Annotated in this window: 17 protein-coding genes; 8 read left to right on the forward strand and 9 right to left on the reverse strand. The window is 48.2% G+C overall.

Translation table 11 applies throughout. The features are described 5' to 3' along the window. Positions 1–86: 86 nt before the first annotated feature. The 7 genes from C825_RS18735 (at position 87) to C825_RS18765 (ending at position 6678) form a co-directional block, all read left to right on the forward strand. Complete coding sequence (locus C825_RS18735) at positions 87–314, forward strand: HypC/HybG/HupF family hydrogenase formation chaperone (RefSeq protein ID WP_007653246.1); 228 nt, start codon at positions 87–89, stop codon at positions 312–314. After that, positions 311–1396, forward strand: a complete 1086-nt coding sequence (gene hypD / locus C825_RS18740; RefSeq protein WP_010803646.1) for a hydrogenase formation protein HypD — start codon at positions 311–313, stop codon at positions 1394–1396. The genes C825_RS18735 and hypD overlap by 4 nt, the downstream gene beginning before the upstream one ends. A gap of 60 nt (positions 1397–1456) precedes the next feature. Beyond that, positions 1457–2503, forward strand: a complete 1047-nt coding sequence (gene hypE, locus C825_RS18745; protein WP_010803647.1) for a hydrogenase expression/formation protein HypE — start codon at positions 1457–1459, stop codon at positions 2501–2503. A 141-nt stretch (positions 2504–2644) separates the two neighbouring features. Further along, positions 2645–3742, forward strand: coding sequence for a hydrogenase small subunit (locus tag C825_RS18750; RefSeq protein WP_010803648.1), 1098 nt, complete (start codon positions 2645–2647; stop codon positions 3740–3742). Positions 3743–3758: 16 nt separating this feature from the next. Then, a complete protein-coding gene (locus C825_RS18755) occupies positions 3759–5480 on the forward strand; it encodes a nickel-dependent hydrogenase large subunit (protein WP_010803649.1) in 1722 nt (573 codons plus the stop codon). A gap of 11 nt (positions 5481–5491) precedes the next feature. Continuing rightward, positions 5492–6232, forward strand: coding sequence for a Ni/Fe-hydrogenase, b-type cytochrome subunit (cybH, locus tag C825_RS18760; protein ID WP_010803650.1), 741 nt, complete (start codon positions 5492–5494; stop codon positions 6230–6232). Continuing rightward, on the forward strand, positions 6232–6678 hold the full coding sequence (locus tag C825_RS18765) for a HyaD/HybD family hydrogenase maturation endopeptidase (protein ID WP_007653237.1): 447 nt from the start codon (positions 6232–6234) through the stop codon (positions 6676–6678). Before cybH ends, C825_RS18765 begins: the two co-directional genes overlap by 1 nt. Before the next feature lie 45 nt (positions 6679–6723). Here C825_RS18765 and C825_RS18770 read toward each other — a convergent pair whose 3' ends face one another. From C825_RS18770 to C825_RS18805, 8 genes are all read right to left on the reverse strand, one after another. Next, a complete protein-coding gene (locus C825_RS18770) occupies positions 6724–6993 on the reverse strand; it encodes a type II toxin-antitoxin system RelE/ParE family toxin (protein WP_010803651.1) in 270 nt (89 codons plus the stop codon). Then, positions 6978–7313, reverse strand: a complete 336-nt coding sequence (locus C825_RS18775) for a hypothetical protein (protein WP_007653233.1) — start codon at positions 7311–7313, stop codon at positions 6978–6980. The genes C825_RS18770 and C825_RS18775 overlap by 16 nt, the downstream gene beginning before the upstream one ends. 123 nt (positions 7314–7436) lie before the next feature. Next, a complete protein-coding gene (locus C825_RS18780) occupies positions 7437–8420 on the reverse strand; it encodes a substrate-binding domain-containing protein (protein WP_010803652.1) in 984 nt (327 codons plus the stop codon). A gap of 158 nt (positions 8421–8578) precedes the next feature. Further along, the gene (locus C825_RS18785; protein ID WP_228100022.1) at positions 8579–10441 is read right to left on the reverse strand and encodes a tetratricopeptide repeat protein; all 1863 of its coding nucleotides are present in this window, start codon (positions 10439–10441) and stop codon (positions 8579–8581) included. A gap of 262 nt (positions 10442–10703) precedes the next feature. Then, positions 10704–12215, reverse strand: a complete 1512-nt coding sequence (gene glpK / locus C825_RS18790) for a glycerol kinase GlpK (protein ID WP_010803654.1) — start codon at positions 12213–12215, stop codon at positions 10704–10706. A 129-nt stretch (positions 12216–12344) separates the two neighbouring features. Beyond that, complete coding sequence (locus tag C825_RS18795; protein ID WP_010803655.1) at positions 12345–14690, reverse strand: transglycosylase domain-containing protein; 2346 nt, start codon at positions 14688–14690, stop codon at positions 12345–12347. Positions 14691–14883: 193 nt separating this feature from the next. Beyond that, complete coding sequence (locus tag C825_RS18800) at positions 14884–15825, reverse strand: YeiH family protein (RefSeq protein ID WP_007653224.1); 942 nt, start codon at positions 15823–15825, stop codon at positions 14884–14886. A gap of 130 nt (positions 15826–15955) precedes the next feature. Then, positions 15956–17242 carry an O-acetylhomoserine aminocarboxypropyltransferase/cysteine synthase family protein gene (locus tag C825_RS18805; RefSeq protein WP_010803656.1) on the reverse strand — a complete coding sequence of 429 codons (1287 nt, stop codon included), beginning with the start codon at positions 17240–17242 and terminating at the stop codon, positions 15956–15958. A 179-nt stretch (positions 17243–17421) separates the two neighbouring features. Between C825_RS18805 and C825_RS18810 the strand changes: the two genes are divergently transcribed. Then, positions 17422–17883, forward strand: a complete 462-nt coding sequence (locus C825_RS18810; protein WP_010803657.1) for an Lrp/AsnC family transcriptional regulator — start codon at positions 17422–17424, stop codon at positions 17881–17883. Position 17884: 1 nt separating this feature from the next. Here the strand turns inward: C825_RS18810 and C825_RS18815 are convergent, their stop codons facing one another. After that, a complete protein-coding gene (locus tag C825_RS18815) occupies positions 17885–18769 on the reverse strand; it encodes a LysR family transcriptional regulator (protein ID WP_010803658.1) in 885 nt (294 codons plus the stop codon). Positions 18770–18817: the final 48 nt, after the last annotated feature.

The following is an 18817-nucleotide window of genomic DNA, read 5'->3' on the forward strand; positions in this document are numbered from 1 at the left end:
TTAATAGATAATATGTATCATTTAACACACCTTTTCCCAAACATATTGCCTACTTTTGGAGTTGTTAATAAAAAACAAATCAGCTTATGTGTCTGGCAATACCTGGTAAAATTATAAGCATAGACCGTTCCGAGCCTGAGCTGGCCATGGCCAGAGTTGACTTTAGCGGCATCACCAAAAACATTTGCATCCAATGGGTCGATGTGACGGAAGGCGATTATATCCTGGCGCATGCCGGAATGGCGATCTCCGTAGTGAATGCACGAGAGGCAGAAGAAACACTGGAAGATTTAAAGAAACTCCAACGCTTATGAAGTACGTCGATGAATATAGAAATAACGAACAGGTACAGGCACTCCTGCGGGCTATCCGAAAGGTAACGACCCGGCCGTGGCACATCATGGAGATATGCGGCGGGCAAACCCATGCCATTGCCCGTTACCGCCTGGAAGAGATGCTGCCACAGGAAATCCGGCTACTTCACGGGCCGGGATGCCCGGTTTGTGTGACTCCGGTTAGTCTGATTGACCAGGCACTTGAACTGGCGGGACAATCCGATATTATTCTGGCTTCGTTTGGTGACATGATGCGTGTGCCGGGCACAAAAGAAGATTTATTACAGGCAAAAGCACACGGTGCAGATGTTCGAATGCTTTATTCCCCGCTCGATGCGATCGAACTGGCGGAAACAAATCCGAAGAAAGAAGTTGTCTTTTTCGCCATTGGCTTTGAAACAACCGCCCCTGTTCATATGATGGCGTTAAAAGAGGCACAACGGCGAAAGTTAAGCAATTTCTCGTTGCTCACGTCGCTGTTCACAGTTCCTCCGGCCATAGACGCGATTCTTTCGGACCCGGGAAGTAAGGTAGACGGATTTTTGACCGCCGGACACGTCTGTGCCATCACCGGAAACTCTGCTTACCACAAGCTGGCCGAACAATATAAAACACCGATGGTCGTCACAGGCTTCGAGCCGGTCGACCTGCTATACGGCATTTATCGTTGCCTGCTCCAGTTGGAAGGCGGAAGCCACATTGTCGAGAATGCCTACCGGCGTGCCGTCCCCGAAACGGGTAACCCGGCCGCCCGCGCGTTGATGGACGAAACGCTCGAGGCATGCGACCAGGAATGGCGGGGCATCGGCGTCATTCCCCACAGCGGTTTACGATTAAAGAAAACATATGCAGCCTATTCCTCCCGGGAGAAATTCCCATTCCATCCGAATGGAACAGAAATCCCATCCGAATGTATTGCCGGAGACATCATGCGGGGCGTGAAGCAACCCGCCGACTGTCCTTTCTTCGGAAAGGGTTGTTCGCCGGAACGCCCGAAAGGTGCACCGATGGTTTCGTCGGAAGGAGTTTGTGCGGCTTATTACAAATATAGAAAAATATGAACTATTGCGGCCCCGTGTCAAGCACGGGGACAAGATAGTTCAAATATGATAATAATGATTATGAAGAACGAAGATTTTAACTGCCCGATACCGTTGAACGATGCCGACTGTGTGCTGATGGCGCATGGCGGTGGCGGGAGGATGACGCATCAACTGATAAGCAACATCTTCTACCCCGCCTTCCGCAACCCGTTGCTAGAACAGGACCACGATGGCTGCGTATTTCCCGTTCAGAAAGGGCGTATGGCATGTTCGACCGACTCTTTCGTGGTCGACCCGATTTTCTTTCCCGGAGGCGATATCGGCGACCTGGCGGTGAACGGGACGGTGAACGACCTTGCCTGCTGCGGTGCCCGTCCGCTTTACCTCACTGCCGGGTTCATACTCGAAGAGGGCCTGCCGCTTGCCGACCTGCAACGCATCGTGCAGTCCATGAGGAAGGCGGCCGACAAAGCCGGCGTGCAGATTGTCGCCGGTGATACCAAGGTGGTGGAACGTGGCAAATGCGACAAACTCTTTATCAATACCAGCGGCATCGGAGTCGTCGCCGAAAGCATCCGCATCGCCCCCGACCGCGTACAACCCGGAGACGCAGTGATTTGCAGCGGTCCTATCGGAGCGCATGGCATCACCATCCTTTCCGCCCGCGAAAGCCTCGGATTCGAAACAAATCTGAAAAGTGATACCGTTTCGTTAAACAATATGCTCTCCCGGTTGTTAAAAAATATAGAGGAAGTCCATGTGCTCCGCGACCCGACACGTGGCGGGGTGAGCGGAACACTGAACGAAATTGCGAAAGCGGCCAACGTTGAAATCATACTGGACGAAGCGGCCCTCCCCATCCCCGATGCTGTAAGAGGCGCTTCGGAGATACTGGGACTCGACCCGCTGTATGTCGCCAACGAAGGGCTGGTGCTGGTCATCCTCCCCGAAGCACTGGCGGAAGAAGCACTGGTCGTCATGCGCAGTTTCCCGGAGGGAGAAAAGGCTACCGTCATCGGACGGGTGGAAAAGAAAGGCAACGCAGTGGTGAAGATGAGGACACTTTACGGCAACTACCGGATAGTCGATATGCTGAGCGGCGAACAGCTGCCGCGTATCTGCTGAAATTTCCGCCAATCGGAAGAGCGTTATTCCGACTATCGGAAAAGCACTGTTCCTACCATCGGAAGAGTGTTGTTCCGACTATCGGAAGAGTACTGTTCCAGTCATCGGAAGAAAACAAAGAAACCAATAAATTACGAAAATATGGATAACAAAAGACCAACCGTCTACGAGGAATGCCGGCAGAAAGGCATCTCCCGAAGGGATTTCCTGAAATTCTGTACCACCATGGCCGCCTTTATGGGATTGGAAGCCTCCGGTGTTGCCCAGGTTGTCAACGCGCTCGAAACCAAGCCGCGCCTGCCGGTCATCTGGCTTCACCTGCAAGAATGCACCTGCTGTACAGAATCGTTCATCCGTGCCGCCCACCCTATCGTGGCGACCCTGCTTCTCGACAAAATCTCACTCGATTATACGGAAACCCTGATGGCTGCCGCCGGCGAACAGGCCGAAGCTGCCAAGGAAGAGACCATGAAGAAATATAAAGGTGAATACCTGCTTATGATTGAAGGTTCGATTCCGACGAAAGACGAAGGTTATTGCTGTGTCGGCGGCAAAAGCGCCCTGCAAATCACCCGCGAGGCTGCCGAAGGCGCCAAAGCCATCATCGCCTGGGGAAACTGCGCATGTGCCGGTTGCGTGCAGGCGGCCAACCCGAACCCGACCGGCGCAAAAGCGATCCATAAGGTTATCAAGGGGAAACCAATCATCAACGTACAAGGCTGCCCGCCAATCGCCGACGTCATGGCAGGTGTAATCATCTATATGTTGACATTCGAGCGTATGCCGCAACTCGACGGGTTGGGACGTCCGCAGATGTTCTATTCACGCCGCGTGCACGACACCTGCTACCGCCGTGCCAACTTCGACGCCGGCCTCTTCGTGGAGAGCTTCGACGACGAAAACGCCAAGCATGGGTATTGCCTCTACAAAGTGGGATGCAAAGGGCCGAGCACCTACAACTCCTGCGGTATCATCAAATGGAACGAAGGGACAAGCTACCCTATCCAGAGCGGGCACCCCTGCCTCGGTTGCAGCGAAGAAAACTTCTGGGACAACAGCCCGTTCTATAAACGGATGCCCGACGTACACGGGTTCGGCATCGAAGCGACAGCCGACCAGATTGGCCTTGCCCTGGGAGCCGCGACAGCAGCCGGCATCGCCGTCCATGCCGTAGCCACTAATATCCGGAAGAAGAAACTGATCGACAACGAAGAACCGGAAAACAAATCTACCATCTAACTAAATTAGCAACACCATGTCTGAAAGAATCGTTATAGACCCTATTACCCGTATCGAAGGTCATCTCCGGGTAGAGGCAGCCATCGAAAATGGCAAAATAAAAGATGCATACAGTTCCGGTACGATGGTACGTGGAATCGAAAACATAGTACGCGACCGCGACCCGCGCGATGCCTGGGTGTTCGTAGGCCGTGTTTGCGGCGTGTGTACCTCCATCCACTCGCTTTGCTCGGTTCGCGCCGTTGAGAATGCGCTCGGCATCAGTGTTCCGCCCAATGCCGAAATGGTGCGCAACATCATGGAAGCGGTGCTCTACATGCACGACCATACGGTGCATTTCTACCAGTTGCATGCCCTCGACTGGGTCGACATTGTTTCCGGCCTCAAGGCAGACCCGAAAGCGGCCGCCCTCCTCGCCCAGCAGCTGTCGCCGTGGCCCAAAAACACGGAAGGCTATTTCACAGAAATGCAAAACAAGCTCAAGAAGTTCGTCGCCAGCGGTCAACTGGGCATCTTCGCCAACGGGTATTGGGGGCACCCGGCCTACAAACTGACGCCGGAGCAAAACCTGATTGCCACCATCCATTACCTCGAAGCATTGGAATGGCAAAAAGAGATTGTCAAAGTACATGCCGTCTTCGGCGGAAAGAACCCGCATCCCAACTTCCTGGTCGGCGGCATGCCGTGCAGCATCGACCTGAACGAGGCGAACGCCATCAATGCCGAACGTCTCGCACTGGTGAAACAGAAGTTGCAGGAAGGCAAGGATTTCATCGACCAGGTGTATATTCCCGACCTCCTGATGATTGCCGGCGTATATAAAGACGAATGGAGCAAGATAGGCGGCGGCGTAAGCAATTACCTTTCCTACGGTGATTTTCCCCTGCATGGATACGCCGGTGTAGAAGATTACATGAGTCCGCGCGGCATCGTCCTCGACCGCGACCTGAGCAAGGTTCATCCGGTAGACGCCAACTCGCCGGAGGAAATCAAAGAATATATCTACCACTCCTGGTACAAATACACCGAAGGCGATAAAGCCGGTCTCCATCCGTACGAAGGAGAAACGAACCTCGAATATACCGGTCCGAAACCGCCCTACAAGCATCTGAACGTAGACGATAAATATAGCTGGATTAAAACGCCCCGCTGGAAAGGGCATGCTATGGAAGTCGGCCCGCTGGCCCGTCTCGTCGTAGCCTATGCCGCCGGAAAGGAACCGCAGAAGACAGCTGTCGACAATGTGCTGAAGGCACTCGACCTCCCCGCCTCCGCCCTCTTCTCCACCCTGGGCCGCACCGCTGCCCGCGGCATCGAAACCCAGTTGGTCGCTCAATGGTCGCTCGAGTTTTTCGACCAGTTGATGAAGAACCTGGAAAATGGCGACTCGCGCATGGCCAACCCGGTCATGTGGGAAAACGAGAACTGGCCGAAACAGGCGCAAGGGGTCGGCCTCTGCGAAGCTCCGCGCGGCGCACTGGCTCATTTCGCCGTCATCGAGAACAACCGGATGAAGAACTATCAGATGGTAGTCCCGACCACCTGGAACGCTTCGCCGAGAGACGAGAACGGCAACCTGTCACCCTACGAATCAGCCTTGATAGGCACACCGATACACGATGCCAATCAACCACTTGAAATCCTCCGGACCATCCATTCCTTCGACCCGTGCCTGGCTTGTGCCGTGCACCTGTATGACGAGGAAGGGAAGTATGTGCACCAAATGGATACGTTTTAAAAAGTATTGCTATGAAAAGTCGTAAGAAACGTCTGAGAGAAGTATACGTATGGGAGTTGCCCGTACGTATTTACCACTGGGTGAATGCATTGTGCATCGTCATACTTTGCATTACCGGGTTTATCATTGCCGACCCTCCGGCCATGCTGAATGCTTCGGAAGCCTATTTCAGCTATTGGTTCGGCGTGGTCCGTTTCATCCACTTTGTAACGGCATTCGTGTTTTTCTTCAACTTCGTGTTCCGCCTGTATTGGGGATTCGTGGGAAACCGCTTTGCCCGCTGGAACAACTTCATCCCGTTGAAGAAATCGCAATGGCAGGAAGTATTGGAGGTAATCAAAGTCGATATACTGATGATAAAGAACAAGCCGGTCGACAGTATCGGGCATAATGCGCTGGCGAGCTTAATCTATTTCGGCACGTTCTGGGCCTTCCTGCTGCAAAGCATTACGGGTTTCGGGCTGTATGCCAAAATGAGCCAGTCAGCCTTCCCCCAGCTGTTTGCCTGGACCGTCCCGTTGATGGGCGGCGACCTGATGGCGCGGCAGATACATCATTTCCTGATGTGGTTCTTCATCCTGTTCGCCATCGTCCATGTATATCTGGTATTCTACCACGACTACATCGAACAGCGCGGTGAAACCTCCTCCATCATCGGTGGCTGGAAGTTCATCGAAGAAGAGATAGCCGACAAGGAAGAAATAACAGAGACAGCCGAAACAATCACAAAGGCGGCAAAGAAAAGCAAATAATGGAAAAGAAAACTCTTATATTAGGTGTCGGCAACTTGTTGCTGAAAGATGAAGGGGTCGGTATACACGTCATCCGCGCCCTGGAGAAAGAAACGCTTCCCGCCCACGTCACCCTGATGGATGGCGGGACGGGAGGTTTGCATCTTATCAGCTGGCTCACTGGTTACGACCATATCATCATGGTAGACGCCACCCTCGACAGCAATCCTCCGGGCACCGTCCGTCTCATCTGTCCGAAATACGCCAGCGATTATCCTCCGTTGATGAGTGCCCATGAAATAGGTCTCCGCGACATGATTGAAACAATGATTCTGACCGGCGACCTGCCGGAAGTACACCTGATTGTCGTCTCCGCCGCCAACCTGAACGAGGTCAATATGGAACTGACTCCGGAAGTAGAGGCTTCTATTCCGGAGGTGATAAAGGTTATATGGGGATTGATTTGATTAAAGAAACAGATGCTCCAGGAAATAAGGGTCACGCCGACAATCCTAGGCTGCAACAATTTCTATACAATCACTCTTCACACAGTAGATTAGTTTATAGTGATGTTCTACAACTAAATAACGATACTCTTCCTCTTCTTTTTCTAAAACAGGTTCCGGCTGACCTGCCTCGGGAAAAGTAAGAAGAGGTGTAACGGCCTCATAAAAAGCGGTGTCCAATCTATCAGCAGCAGAAGGACTCTTCTCTGCCAGAAAGAGGCAAATTCTGTCTATGCAATCTATTGCAAAGGGCATCCATTTTATCCCCTTCTCCATGGCCGTTTTCTATTACGCATTTCTTCGTTTGTAAGTCCCAGTCCTTGACGGGACTGCTCCATAGCGATTCTTATACCGGCTTTTAATTCCTGAGAGGTAAACTGACAGGGCGGAACAGACTCCTTAACCTCTTCCCTTCCCAGCGACCGCAAATAATCAACCGCCTGCGAAAGGCGCTCCGGGTCGAAGATATTCATCAATTCATTGATTGCTGCCAGCTTCAGGCTGGCGGTATCCTGTGGCAGACCATAAGAAACAGCAGGTTCGGAGACGGGCTGAGACTGTGGAATTTCGTCTGTGCTATAAGGCTTTGTCGTCATATCGATTGTCTTTTTATTGATGATGGGCAAATATAAGGATTTATAGAGAAACCCTGTTACTCAAGCGCAGAATTAACAGAAAGAATCTGCTAATCCTGCGCCCGAACCGGAAACCTAAGCAACTCAATAAGGAGAGTTGCTATCCTGATATTCCCGGACATTATCCTTGTTTACGACTGTCGCCGGCATTACAATCTGTTTTTCCTCAATCGTTTTGCCTTTCAGCACATCATCAGCCAAGTCTATGCATTTGGTAATCATGGACGGCGAATAAAGCGTAGTCGCAACATCCGTGACCGTTGTCGAAAGTATCAATGAGAAGAAAGCCTGCGACCCGCCACAACCGACAACGACCTTGATATCATTGCGGCCGGATTCATTGATGGCCTCGATTACACCCGATGCCACCTCGTCATCCTGGGCATAAAAAGCATCCACCGACGGATCATCGGCCAGGATACGGGCTGCGGCTTCCTTGCCGTCAGCGCTGGTATATAATGAAAGAGTCTGTGTAGTCACCTGCGTTGAAGGTGATTTGGATTTCAGTTCCTCTGTAAAAGCATCTACACGGGCATCACTCGACGCTGGGTCTTGTGTAATCTTAAAAGCCACTGCATGACCGGCTCCTTTCGAGGCGACATACTCTGCGGCATTTTTACCGGCAGCCGCATTGTCCCCCTGTACCAACGCGGTATAGCCATCAGTCACTCCGTCTTCAAACATAATGACCGGAATCCCTGCCGAGAAAGCGACATCAAGTGCATCCTTGGCAATACCTTCGGGAGCGACCACCAGTATCTGACAGCCTGATTCCACTGCCATACGAATCTGGTTCGCCTGCTGTGCTTTGTCTTTGGCTACATAAGTCGTATAACTCAGTCCTTTCGATTCTAACTGATTTGTGGCATAATAACCCAGGGCTGTACGCCAACTGTTTGTCTGGCTTTTCAAACAAACTGCCACCTGCGGATGCTGTGCCGGACACGGCTCGTCATCATCGCTGCAAGCCGCAAACAGGATTAGTACAGAAAGGATAGTACAGGTAATAGTTAATAATCGCCTTAATAAAAATGGTCTGTTCAATCTTGATAATGTAATCGTTTTCATGTTAGCTAATTTTAATTCATATTATATGATAACTTCAATCAAAAGCCTTACAACGAAAGCGAAACTATGCAATACCGGTGCCATTTCCTAAAAACGGCAATAGACAATTCAATAGACAATTACTATAACAGACTTCTATCTATTGATTTACAAACCATTTAAAATCGACTCATGTAATCTTCCAACGATACGTCTTTGTCCAGCTCCAACTTTTTCCGCAAACGGAAGCGGGAGGTATTCACACTTGCCCGGTTATTTCCGAGGGCAAAAGCTATTTCTTCCGACGAAAGATTCAGACGAATCAGCATAGCCAGCAACTCATCATTACGAGTCACAGCCGAACAAGCCTTCCGCAACCCCGACAGGAACGACGGATAGAGAAGGCAGAACTGGCGACGGAACTCCTGCTCCTCTTCCGCAGTCAGCAAACGGGGAGAAAGACTGTTTATCACCTCCTGCATTGTATGCAGGGCATCTGCCGTTTCAATCTGCATACGTAGTTCTTCGTTTTTACGGTTCAGGTTCTGCCGCTCGGTCAGCATCTGCCGGAGCTGACCTTCCTTTTCCTCAATCAGCCGGAGAGATTTCTTATGACGCATACTCAGCCAAAGCAAAAAAGCAACGCCCAATAAAAAGGATAAGATGCCAATCAGGATATAATATTGCAGGGTACGTTTCTGCAACTGCAACTCGGAACGCAACAACCGGTTATCCTGCTCCTTTTCCCTTGTTTCATATTTAACCCGGAATTGCGAAATTAATCCGGCATTCCGGCGTTCGGTAAACTGTTGGTTAGCCTGATGAGCCATCAGCAGATAGCGGGACGATTCGGCTGGGCGCATTGTTTCTGCATACAGTTTTCCCAACGCATAATAGACCAGACGCTGCTGATTCACCAATTGGTTCTTCTCTATATAGTCGCAACAGGCCTGATACGCTTCTATGGATAAGGCCGTCTCCCCTACCTCTGCCAACACATCCCCCAACAGGCGGTATGTCAGGACCGACAAGTTATTCAACGGCCTATCTTTCAACTGCCCGATTAATTGGCGAGCCGAAGCAATAGCCATTCCGCCCTGCCCTTTCGTCTCGCTTACAGCCAGGATACAGGTGTAATTATCATAAAATTCATGATAGAACGAATTTTGTGAACGGTCCGGCATACGAACCTGCATACTGTCCAGCAAAACGGCAGCCTTTTCATATTCTTTACATTGAAGAGCATAATAAACGGATAAATTATCTACCCGGAGAAAGGCATCAGGAACACCGCTCCGGTCGGCAGCTTCACGGGCTTTATTAAGATGGAGCATTACTTCCTCTTCCAAACCCCATTCATCGTAGAGCTGGACAACATTTGTCTCGGCAGCACACAATCCATACGGGTTCTTTTCCCCTTCACCGGAAGCCAGCAGAGCATCATAAGCTGCAAGGGCCTGTTCAAATTCTCCCACCTGCTGATACTGAAAAATCAAGTTACCCAGCACAAACACGATCTTCGACTGGTCTTCCAGTGTTTTTATAATCTCAAGGCTCCGTTCGCCACAAGCAATCGCCTTGCGTATTTCGCCAGCCTGGTTATAAATGACGGATGCAATGCCATTGTCCACGTAAAGTTGCTCATTCTCCCTGCCTTCCTCTTGCCGCGACAAGGCACGGTCTATCAGAGCAACGGCTTCTTCCAGGCGCGTAGCTTCATAGAGGGAATAAGCTGTACTGATTTCCACACTACGGGGATAATTCCGTACAAACCATAGTTTGTTTTCTTTATATATATGGCTGAAATAGTCTGCCCCGTCTTTCCGTTGCCCGCCAAAGATATAGCAATAGACCAATTGCAGGAATCCTTCATCCATTAGGGTGGCGACAGATTTTATGTCATCATCCGTTGGTTCCAGGGATATTAATTGCTGATAAACCGATATGGCAGCGGGATAATCCTCCCCTTTTTGCAGTTCACGGGCTTTGTCAAACAACTCTTGCGCATGGCTGTAAGGTCCGGATAATGAATCCGGTTCCAATGTAACCTGATTATTTCGAGATTTATGTTTTCCGCATCCGGACAATATCAAACAAAATACTAAAAGTAAAGTGGTTATTCTACTCATTTCAATAGGCTTAAATTGATTCTGGCTATTCTTTCTCTCCAGAATAATACCACGAATATACCACTTTTTAGATTAGATAAAAAACGTTTAAATGCTCTATTTCAGAATATAATAAAGCATCGTTGCCAGCGCAAAGCCTGCAAGCGGTGCAATTCCGGGTATCCAGGCATACTCTTTATATTTCGCTATCCATCGCCCAGTTCATTGTCCGTCCGACCGCCTTATGCCAATCGGAAAGTAAAGCCAAAGCTGTTTCCGGTTTCATCTTGGCAGTGAAGATGGTATCCAGCGACCACTGCTCTTTCAACTCATCCATATCTTTCCAGTAGTTCACTGCCAACCCGGCCAGATAAGCAGCTCCTAAAGCAGTTGTCTCAATTATACTGGGACGGACTACCGGACAGCGGCTGATATCCGCCTGAAACTGCATCAGGAAATTATTAGCAATCGCACCGCCATCCACCCGAATCTCCTTCGGCTTGGCGTGAATATCATTCTCCATCGCGATCAGTACATCATATACCTGGTAACAAATACCTTCCAACGCAGCACGTGTCAGATGCGCAGCTGTCGTACCGCGGGTAATGCCAATAATAGCTCCCCGTGCATACTGGTCCCAATAAGGAGCTCCCAAACCGGTCAACGCAGGTACGAAATAGACACCGCCATTGTCCGGAACCGACTTCGCCATCTGTTCCGTGACCGGAGCATTCGGTATCAACCCGATACCGTCACGGAGCCACTGGATAGCCGCACCACCGACAAACACACTGCCTTCCAATGCATAAGTTACTTTATCACCCAGCTTCCAGGCAATGGTCGTCAGCAGGTTGTTTTGTGAAAGCACCGGTTTGTCCCCGGTATTTACGATCATAAAACAGCCCGTACCATAGGTCGTCTTCATCATACCTTCTTCCAGACACAGCTGTCCGAACAGAGCCGCCTGCTGGTCACCCGCCATTCCCGAAACAGGAATACCGGCTTTAAATATCGGGGTAGAAGTCTCACAATAAACCTCGCTGCTGCTCTTCACCTCCGGCAACATGGAGGCCGGGATTGTAAACAGATCGAGCAACTCCTGATCCCATTGCATGGTATTTATATTGAACAACATGGTCCGGGAGGCATTTGTAATATCCGTAATGAATTGTGTACCCCGTGTCAGCTTCCAGATCAGCCAGGAATCGACTGTTCCAAAGCAAAGTTCACCCCGTTCCGCCCGTTCACGGATACCTTTTACATGATCCAGTATCCATTTTACTTTAGTTGCCGAGAAGTAGGCATCGATGACCAGTCCGGTCTTTTGCTGAATAAAATCGGAATAACCTTCCGCTTTCAACTCCTCACAATAATCAGCTGTGCGGCGATCCTGCCACACAATCGCATTGTAAACAGGAAAACCCGTCTCACGGTCCCACACAATCGTCGTCTCACGCTGATTGGCTATACCGATACAGGCAATATGGTCATCCGTCACATCGGCTTTCGCCATCGCTTCCTTGATCGCAAGCGACTGTGTATACCATATCTCGTTCGGGTCATGCTCTACCCAACCCGGCTTAGGAAAATATTGCTGGAACGTTTTCTGAGAGAGTGTGATGACCTGTCCCTGACGATTAAACAGGATGGCCCGGGAAGTAGTTGTTCCCTGATCGATAGCCAATACATATTTATGTCTGAAATTCATGTTATATCACTTTATAATCTGTAAACCACTTTCCATTGAAATAAGTTCAGATCTTCTAAAAAAATGAACTCCCGCAAATCTAATAAATTATTCAGATTTGCGGGAGTCTCATATAATCAATCTTGTTTACTATTCAAACATTTTATCAATGCCACCGGTATCTGCCGGAATATGCTTGCGTTCTTCCTCCGTGATGGTTTTACAAGGATTTGCATATTGCTCCGGAATATCGAAATCTTCCTCTTCCGAATAGCCAAGCGTCTTATCAGCATATACTTTCTGCATGAATAAACCATAGATCGGCAACGCCATACTGGCCCCCTGACCTTCAGACAAACGGTCGAAATGGATGGAACGTTCTTCGCCTCCAACCCAGCAACCCGACACCAGACTAGGTGTAAAGGCCATGAACCAACCGTCGGAGTTATTTTGCGTCGTACCGGTCTTACCGCCCATCGGAGCCTTGATTCCATAACGGAAACGGACACGGCTACCTGTTCCGCCATCGATCACATTCTTCAACATATGAAGCATCTTATAAGAAGCATCTTCCGTCAGCACTTCACTCATCTGTGAATTAAAGGAGGCAATCGTATTTCCATACGGATCCTCGATATGGGTTACATAGATCGGTTCAGCACGGATACCTTTATTTGCAAAAACAGTATAACCGCTTACCATCTCGCCTACTGAAACGTCAGGAGTACCGAGACATATCGAAATTACAGGATCCATCTGATTCTTCAAACCAAAAGAATGAAGCAGACGCACGAAAGTATACGGAGACATCTGGCTCATCAGCCATGCCGTCACCCAGTTATCCGAATTTTGCAATCCCCATTGAATAGAAACACGTTCACCAACCCGCTTGGCGCTGGCATTACGCGGAGTCCAGGGGATACCATTCTCGTCAAAATATGTATTTTGTACATGCATCATTTCGTCGCATGGACTGAAACCTTCAATCATCGCCAGAGAATAGAGGAACGGCTTGATAGTAGAACCGATCTGACGGCGTCCGCCATTCACCATATCATACTGGAAGTCATTATAATCGATACCACCCACATAAGCCTTCACATAACCATTACGCGGATCCATCGACATAAAGCCGGTACGCAGGAAGCTTTTATGGTAACGGATAGAGTCCATCGGCGACATGATCGTATCGACAGGTCCGTTCCAGGAGAATACACGCATATCGACAGGTGTATTGAACACTTTGCGTATCTCATCTTCCTTCTCCCCTGCCTTTTTCATAGCCCGGTAACGGTCGGTCTGATGCATGGCACGCATCATAATTGTATCCACTTCACCCGGACGAAGATCAATTGAGAAAGGAGCCTGTTTCTTCTTTCTGTTAGCCTGAACAAAAGCAGGCTGCAAATCTTTACTGAAATGCTCACGGACAGATTCTTCCGCATACTGCTGCATACGGGAGTCGATCGTCGTATATATTTTCAGACCGTCGGTATAAAGATTATAATACTCGCCGTCAGCTTTCTTATTCTTGTTGCACCAACCATAGAGAGGATTGGTTTCCCAAGCCAGAGAATCTTCATAAAACTGCTGTTTCTGCCAACCTCTGTACGTACTGCGATCCGGTTTAGGACGGGTCATCAGGATACGCAGATATTCACGGAAGTAAGGAGCCGGACCTTCCTTATGGTCCATACGGGTGAAATGAAGAACCAGCGGCAAAGCCTTCAACGAATCACATTCAGCACGAGTGATATAACCAGCTTTCTGCATTTGTTCCAGTACCGTATTACGGCGTCCGCGTGTACGTTCATTCTGACGCTTCGGATTAAAATAAGAAGGGTTCTTACACATACCGACCAAAGTAGCAGCTTCCTCTATCTTCAGATTCTTCGGAGTAGTCCCGAAATAAACCCGAGCAGCCGACTGGATTCCTACCGCATTATACAGGAAGTCAAACTTATTCAGATACATATTAATGATCTCTTCCTTTGTATAATAACGTTCCAACTGAACAGCAATCACCCATTCAATCGGCTTCTGGAAAAGACGTTCCATCAAATTATCTGCATTCGGTGAGAAAAGCTGTTTTGCCAACTGTTGAGTGATAGTACTACCGCCACCACCACTTTTCTGCATCAGGATACCGCGTTTTACAACAGCACGGAAAAGTCCCTGAGCATCAATACCACTATGTTCGGTGAAACGAACATCTTCAGTTGCAATCAAAGCCTTCACCAAATCGGGCGAAAGGTCCCGATAATTCACAAAAATACGGTTATCTTTACTATGCGCATAACTACCCAGCGTCTTTCCATCTGCCGAAATAACCTGGGATGCATATTTATCGATTGGATTTTCTAGCTGTTCTACGGGGGGGACATACCCGATTGAACCATTTGCAATAGCTGTAAATATCAGAAACACAGTTCCCACTGCTGCAACGAACAGTACCCAAAATGAAATTATAATGCCTTTTGTAATCTTAGATGCCATCTTTATTATTCACTTAGAAACCGCAAAGATAGGAAATTAATTCAATAAGAGGGAAGTAAGAGATATGGGTTTCATATTTTTCAGGATTGATTACATTCCATAAAAAGGAGAAGTACAGTTATTCTTGTTTAAAACGGGCAAAATCTCGTTTTAAACGAACTTTACCCCCGTTTTAAACAAGATTTTGCTCATTTTAAACCAACATTATTACTCCTAAACTGATCAACCCGATAAATATCCAAAGGACAACACCTTGCACCATCGGGCGTACGCCTACCTGTTTGATTACTTTCCGGGATAATCCGGCACCGATCAAAAACAGGGTAACCGTTAAACCTTTCTTTGCCAGCCAAACCAGTGAACCTGTTATCGTTTCAGGAATTGTCAGGAAAGTATTTGCAACCATAGCCAGAATAAAGAAGAAAATAAACCAGGGTATGCTGATCTTTGCACCTTTCTGTTTGAAAATAAACATGGTAGCAATCGTTACCGGGATAATCCATAAAGCACGTGTCAACTTGACCATTGTAGCTATTTCAAGCGCTTGCTCACCGTAAGCGGCACCGGCTCCCACGACAGAACTCGTATCATGTATGGCAATAGCCGCCCACATACCGAATTGCTCCTGGCTCATTCCCAGCAAATGTCCGATAGGCGGAAAAATAAACAATGCGATCGCATTCAGAATAAAGATTGTTCCAAGCGACATCGACATCTCATTGTCGTTGGCTTTTACCACCGGAGCAACGGCAGCTATAGCACTTCCTCCGCAAATCGCAGTTCCGGCGGAGATCAGATAAGCCGTTTTCCGGTCCATCATCAATCTCTTCCCCAGATACATACCTAAAGCCAACACGGCAACAACCGATACGACCGTAAAGAGCATCCCTTCTTTTCCGGTTCTCAGCGATTCATGCAGATTCATACCGAATCCCAAGCCCACTACAGAGAACTGCAATAAATATTTAGACGTTTTCTTACTGAATTTCGGGAAAGGTTGTCCGGCTGTCATTCCCAGCGCAAGACCTAGAAACAGAGCTATAGCCGGAGAAATAAAAGGCATCAGACAAAGAACGAATAGGAGAATGAAAAGGGGTTTGTTGTACTTCGTCAGCACTTGTTCAATTGTGTTCATTTCTTATAATATCATTTAGTTATCCTTTGTTTTTGACGGCGCAAAGATAGGCTTTAAAAAGATATCGAACCAATCACATTATGGAATAGCTGATAACTTGAAGTTATAACACCCTTTTCATTCCGATTGTTCAGATTTTAGCCAGTGCCTGCTCCAGATCTACAAGCAAATCTTCTATGTGCTCCGTTCCTATCGAAAGGCGCACTGTTCCCGGATAAATCTCCTGTTCCGCCAGTTCTTCTGCATTCAACTGCGAATGTGTAGTACTGGCCGGATGAATAACCAAAGATTTTACATCGGCTACATTTGCCAGCAGGGAAAAGATCTCCAGGCTGTCGATAAAACGATGTGCTTCTTCCTGCCCTCCTTGTATCTCGAAAGTAAAGATTGAACCGGCACCTTTCGGGAAGTAACGTTCATACAGCGCATGATCGGGATGCTCCGACAAAGATGGATGGTTCACCTTTTTCACCTTCGGATGATTTTGCAGGAAGTCAACCACTTTCAGAGCATTTTCAACATGACGTTCCACACGCAATGAGAGAGTTTCCAATCCCTGTAACAAGATAAATGCATTGAACGGACTGATACAAGCCCCCGTATCGCGTAACAAGACAGCACGAACACGGGTCACATAAGCTGCAGGTCCGGCAGCATCCACAAAACGTACCCCATGATAACTCGGATCAGGTTCTGTCAGTTGCGAGAACTTACCGGAAGCCCCCCAGTCGAATTTGCCGGAATCGACAATGACACCTCCTAACGACGAGCCATGTCCACCGATGAATTTTGTTGCCGAATGCACTACAATATCCGCACCATATTCGATCGGACGTATCAAATAAGGTGTTCCGAAAGTATTATCCACAATCAGGGGAATCTTATGACGATGGGCAATGGCTGCCACCTCTTCTATAGATATAATATTTGAATTCGGATTACCCAGAGTTTCGATAAAGATCGCTTTCGTATTTTCCCGGATAGCCTTTTCAAAATTAGACAAGTCAGCCGGATCAACAAAAGTGGCAGTTACCCCATAAACCGGCAAGGTATGTGCCAGCAGATTATAGCTACCTCCATAAATTGTCTTTGCCGCTACAATATGGTCGCCGGCACGTGTAATATTCTCGAATGCATAGGTAATGGCAGCTGCGCCCGAAGCGACAGCCAACCCGGCAACGCCTCCTTCAAGAGCCGCCACACGCTGTTCAAAAACACCTTGCGTTGAATTAGTCAAACGACCGTAAATATTTCCCGGATCCTGCAAACCGAAACGGGCTGCCGCATGCGCCGAGTTATGAAACACATAGGAAGTCGTCTGATAAATGGGTACTGCACGAGCATCTGTTGCCGGATCCGCCTGTTCCTGTCCTACATGAAGCTGTAAAGTCTCGAAATGTAATTCTCTTTTTGCCATGATCTTATTCTTTTTTTATTTGACTTATTACTGTATTATTTTCCAGCAAAAGTATCATACAAAGAAACATCAAACAAAGAATTATACAAATACAGAAAATAATACTATTTTTACGCCGTCATACAGACAGAATCAACTATACAACAATTAAAAAGAATCAGATAAAAGAATTTTATTCTATGGAGACTTTAGACAAAAAGGATTTGCAGATCCTCCGCACGCTACAGGAAAATGCCCGGCTGACAACAAAAGAACTTGCCGCCCGAGTGAATCTTTCATCAACCCCGGTCTTCGAACGCCTCAGACGTTTGGAAAACGGAGGATATATAAAGAAATATATAGCCGTATTGGATGCAGAAAAACTGAATCTGGGTTTTGTCGTCTTCTGCCGCGTCAAGCTCAGCAAACTGAACAGGGAGATTGCGACCGAGTTCACACGGATCATACAAGATATCCCCGAAGTAACTGAATGTTATAACATATCAGGCAGTTACGACTATCTGTTAAAGATCCATGCCCCAAACATGAAATACTACCAGGAGTTTATCCTCAATGTTCTGGGAACAATAGACAGCCTCGGTTCACTGGAAAGTACTTTTGTGATGGATGAAGTGAAACACGATTACGGCATCCACATCTGATTTACTTATAGGCTTGCATATACCGGATGAAACTCTCTTCCAGTCCCCCGCTCTGTCCCTGTAGCTGTACAAAGGAAAACATACGTTCGGCAGAAAAATCTGTGATATCGATCACTTTCAGCACTCCCGACATCAGTTCACGGGTAACGGCACGTACCGACACGATTGCCAGTGCATCCGAATTTTCCAGAAACAATTTAATACTTTCAGTACTTCCCAACTGCATCAGTACTTTCAGTTGGGATAGCTTGACCTGATGTTCGGCCAATGTGGACTCCAAAACAGCCAACGTCCCTGAACCATTTTCACGCAGCACCAGCGGAAGTGTGCAAAGTTGGTCCAACGTCAGTTCTTCATACCGGGCCAGTTTACTCCCGGTATGTGTAATAACGACCAGTTCATCTTTCATAAAAGGCGTATAATGAAGAGAACTCTGCCGGGCATTCCCCTCCACCAGTCCCAAAGTGATCTTACCTTCACACAAGGCTTTTTCAATATCATGACTATTTCCGTTCAGCAGGGAAGCCCGGATATCGGGAAATTTCCGGATAAAGGAAGACAAGATGGGAGGCAATACATACTGGGCAATCGTCGTACTGGCCCCCAGGCGCAGGTCGCCACAGATATTATCGGTCAGCAGATTCATCTCGAAGTCCAGTTGCCGGTAAGCAGCCAGCAGCGTATTGGTATGCGACAACAACAATTCGCCGGCCCGGGTCAGCACAATACGGCTACCGGTACGGTCGAACAGCGGCGTCTTATACTGCATCTCCAGCTCATGAATATGCTTACTTATAGCCGGTTGACTGATATACAACTCCTTCGAAGCTTTTGTAAAACTCAGGTTAGTCGCTACGCTATAAAATACCTTCAGACGAAAATCCATATGCCTATAATCTTTTAAATAAACTTATCAGGTACAAAGATATGGGTT

Source organism: Parabacteroides sp. ASF519, from assembly GCF_000364265.2.
GTDB lineage: Bacteria > Bacteroidota > Bacteroidia > Bacteroidales > Tannerellaceae > Parabacteroides > Parabacteroides goldsteinii.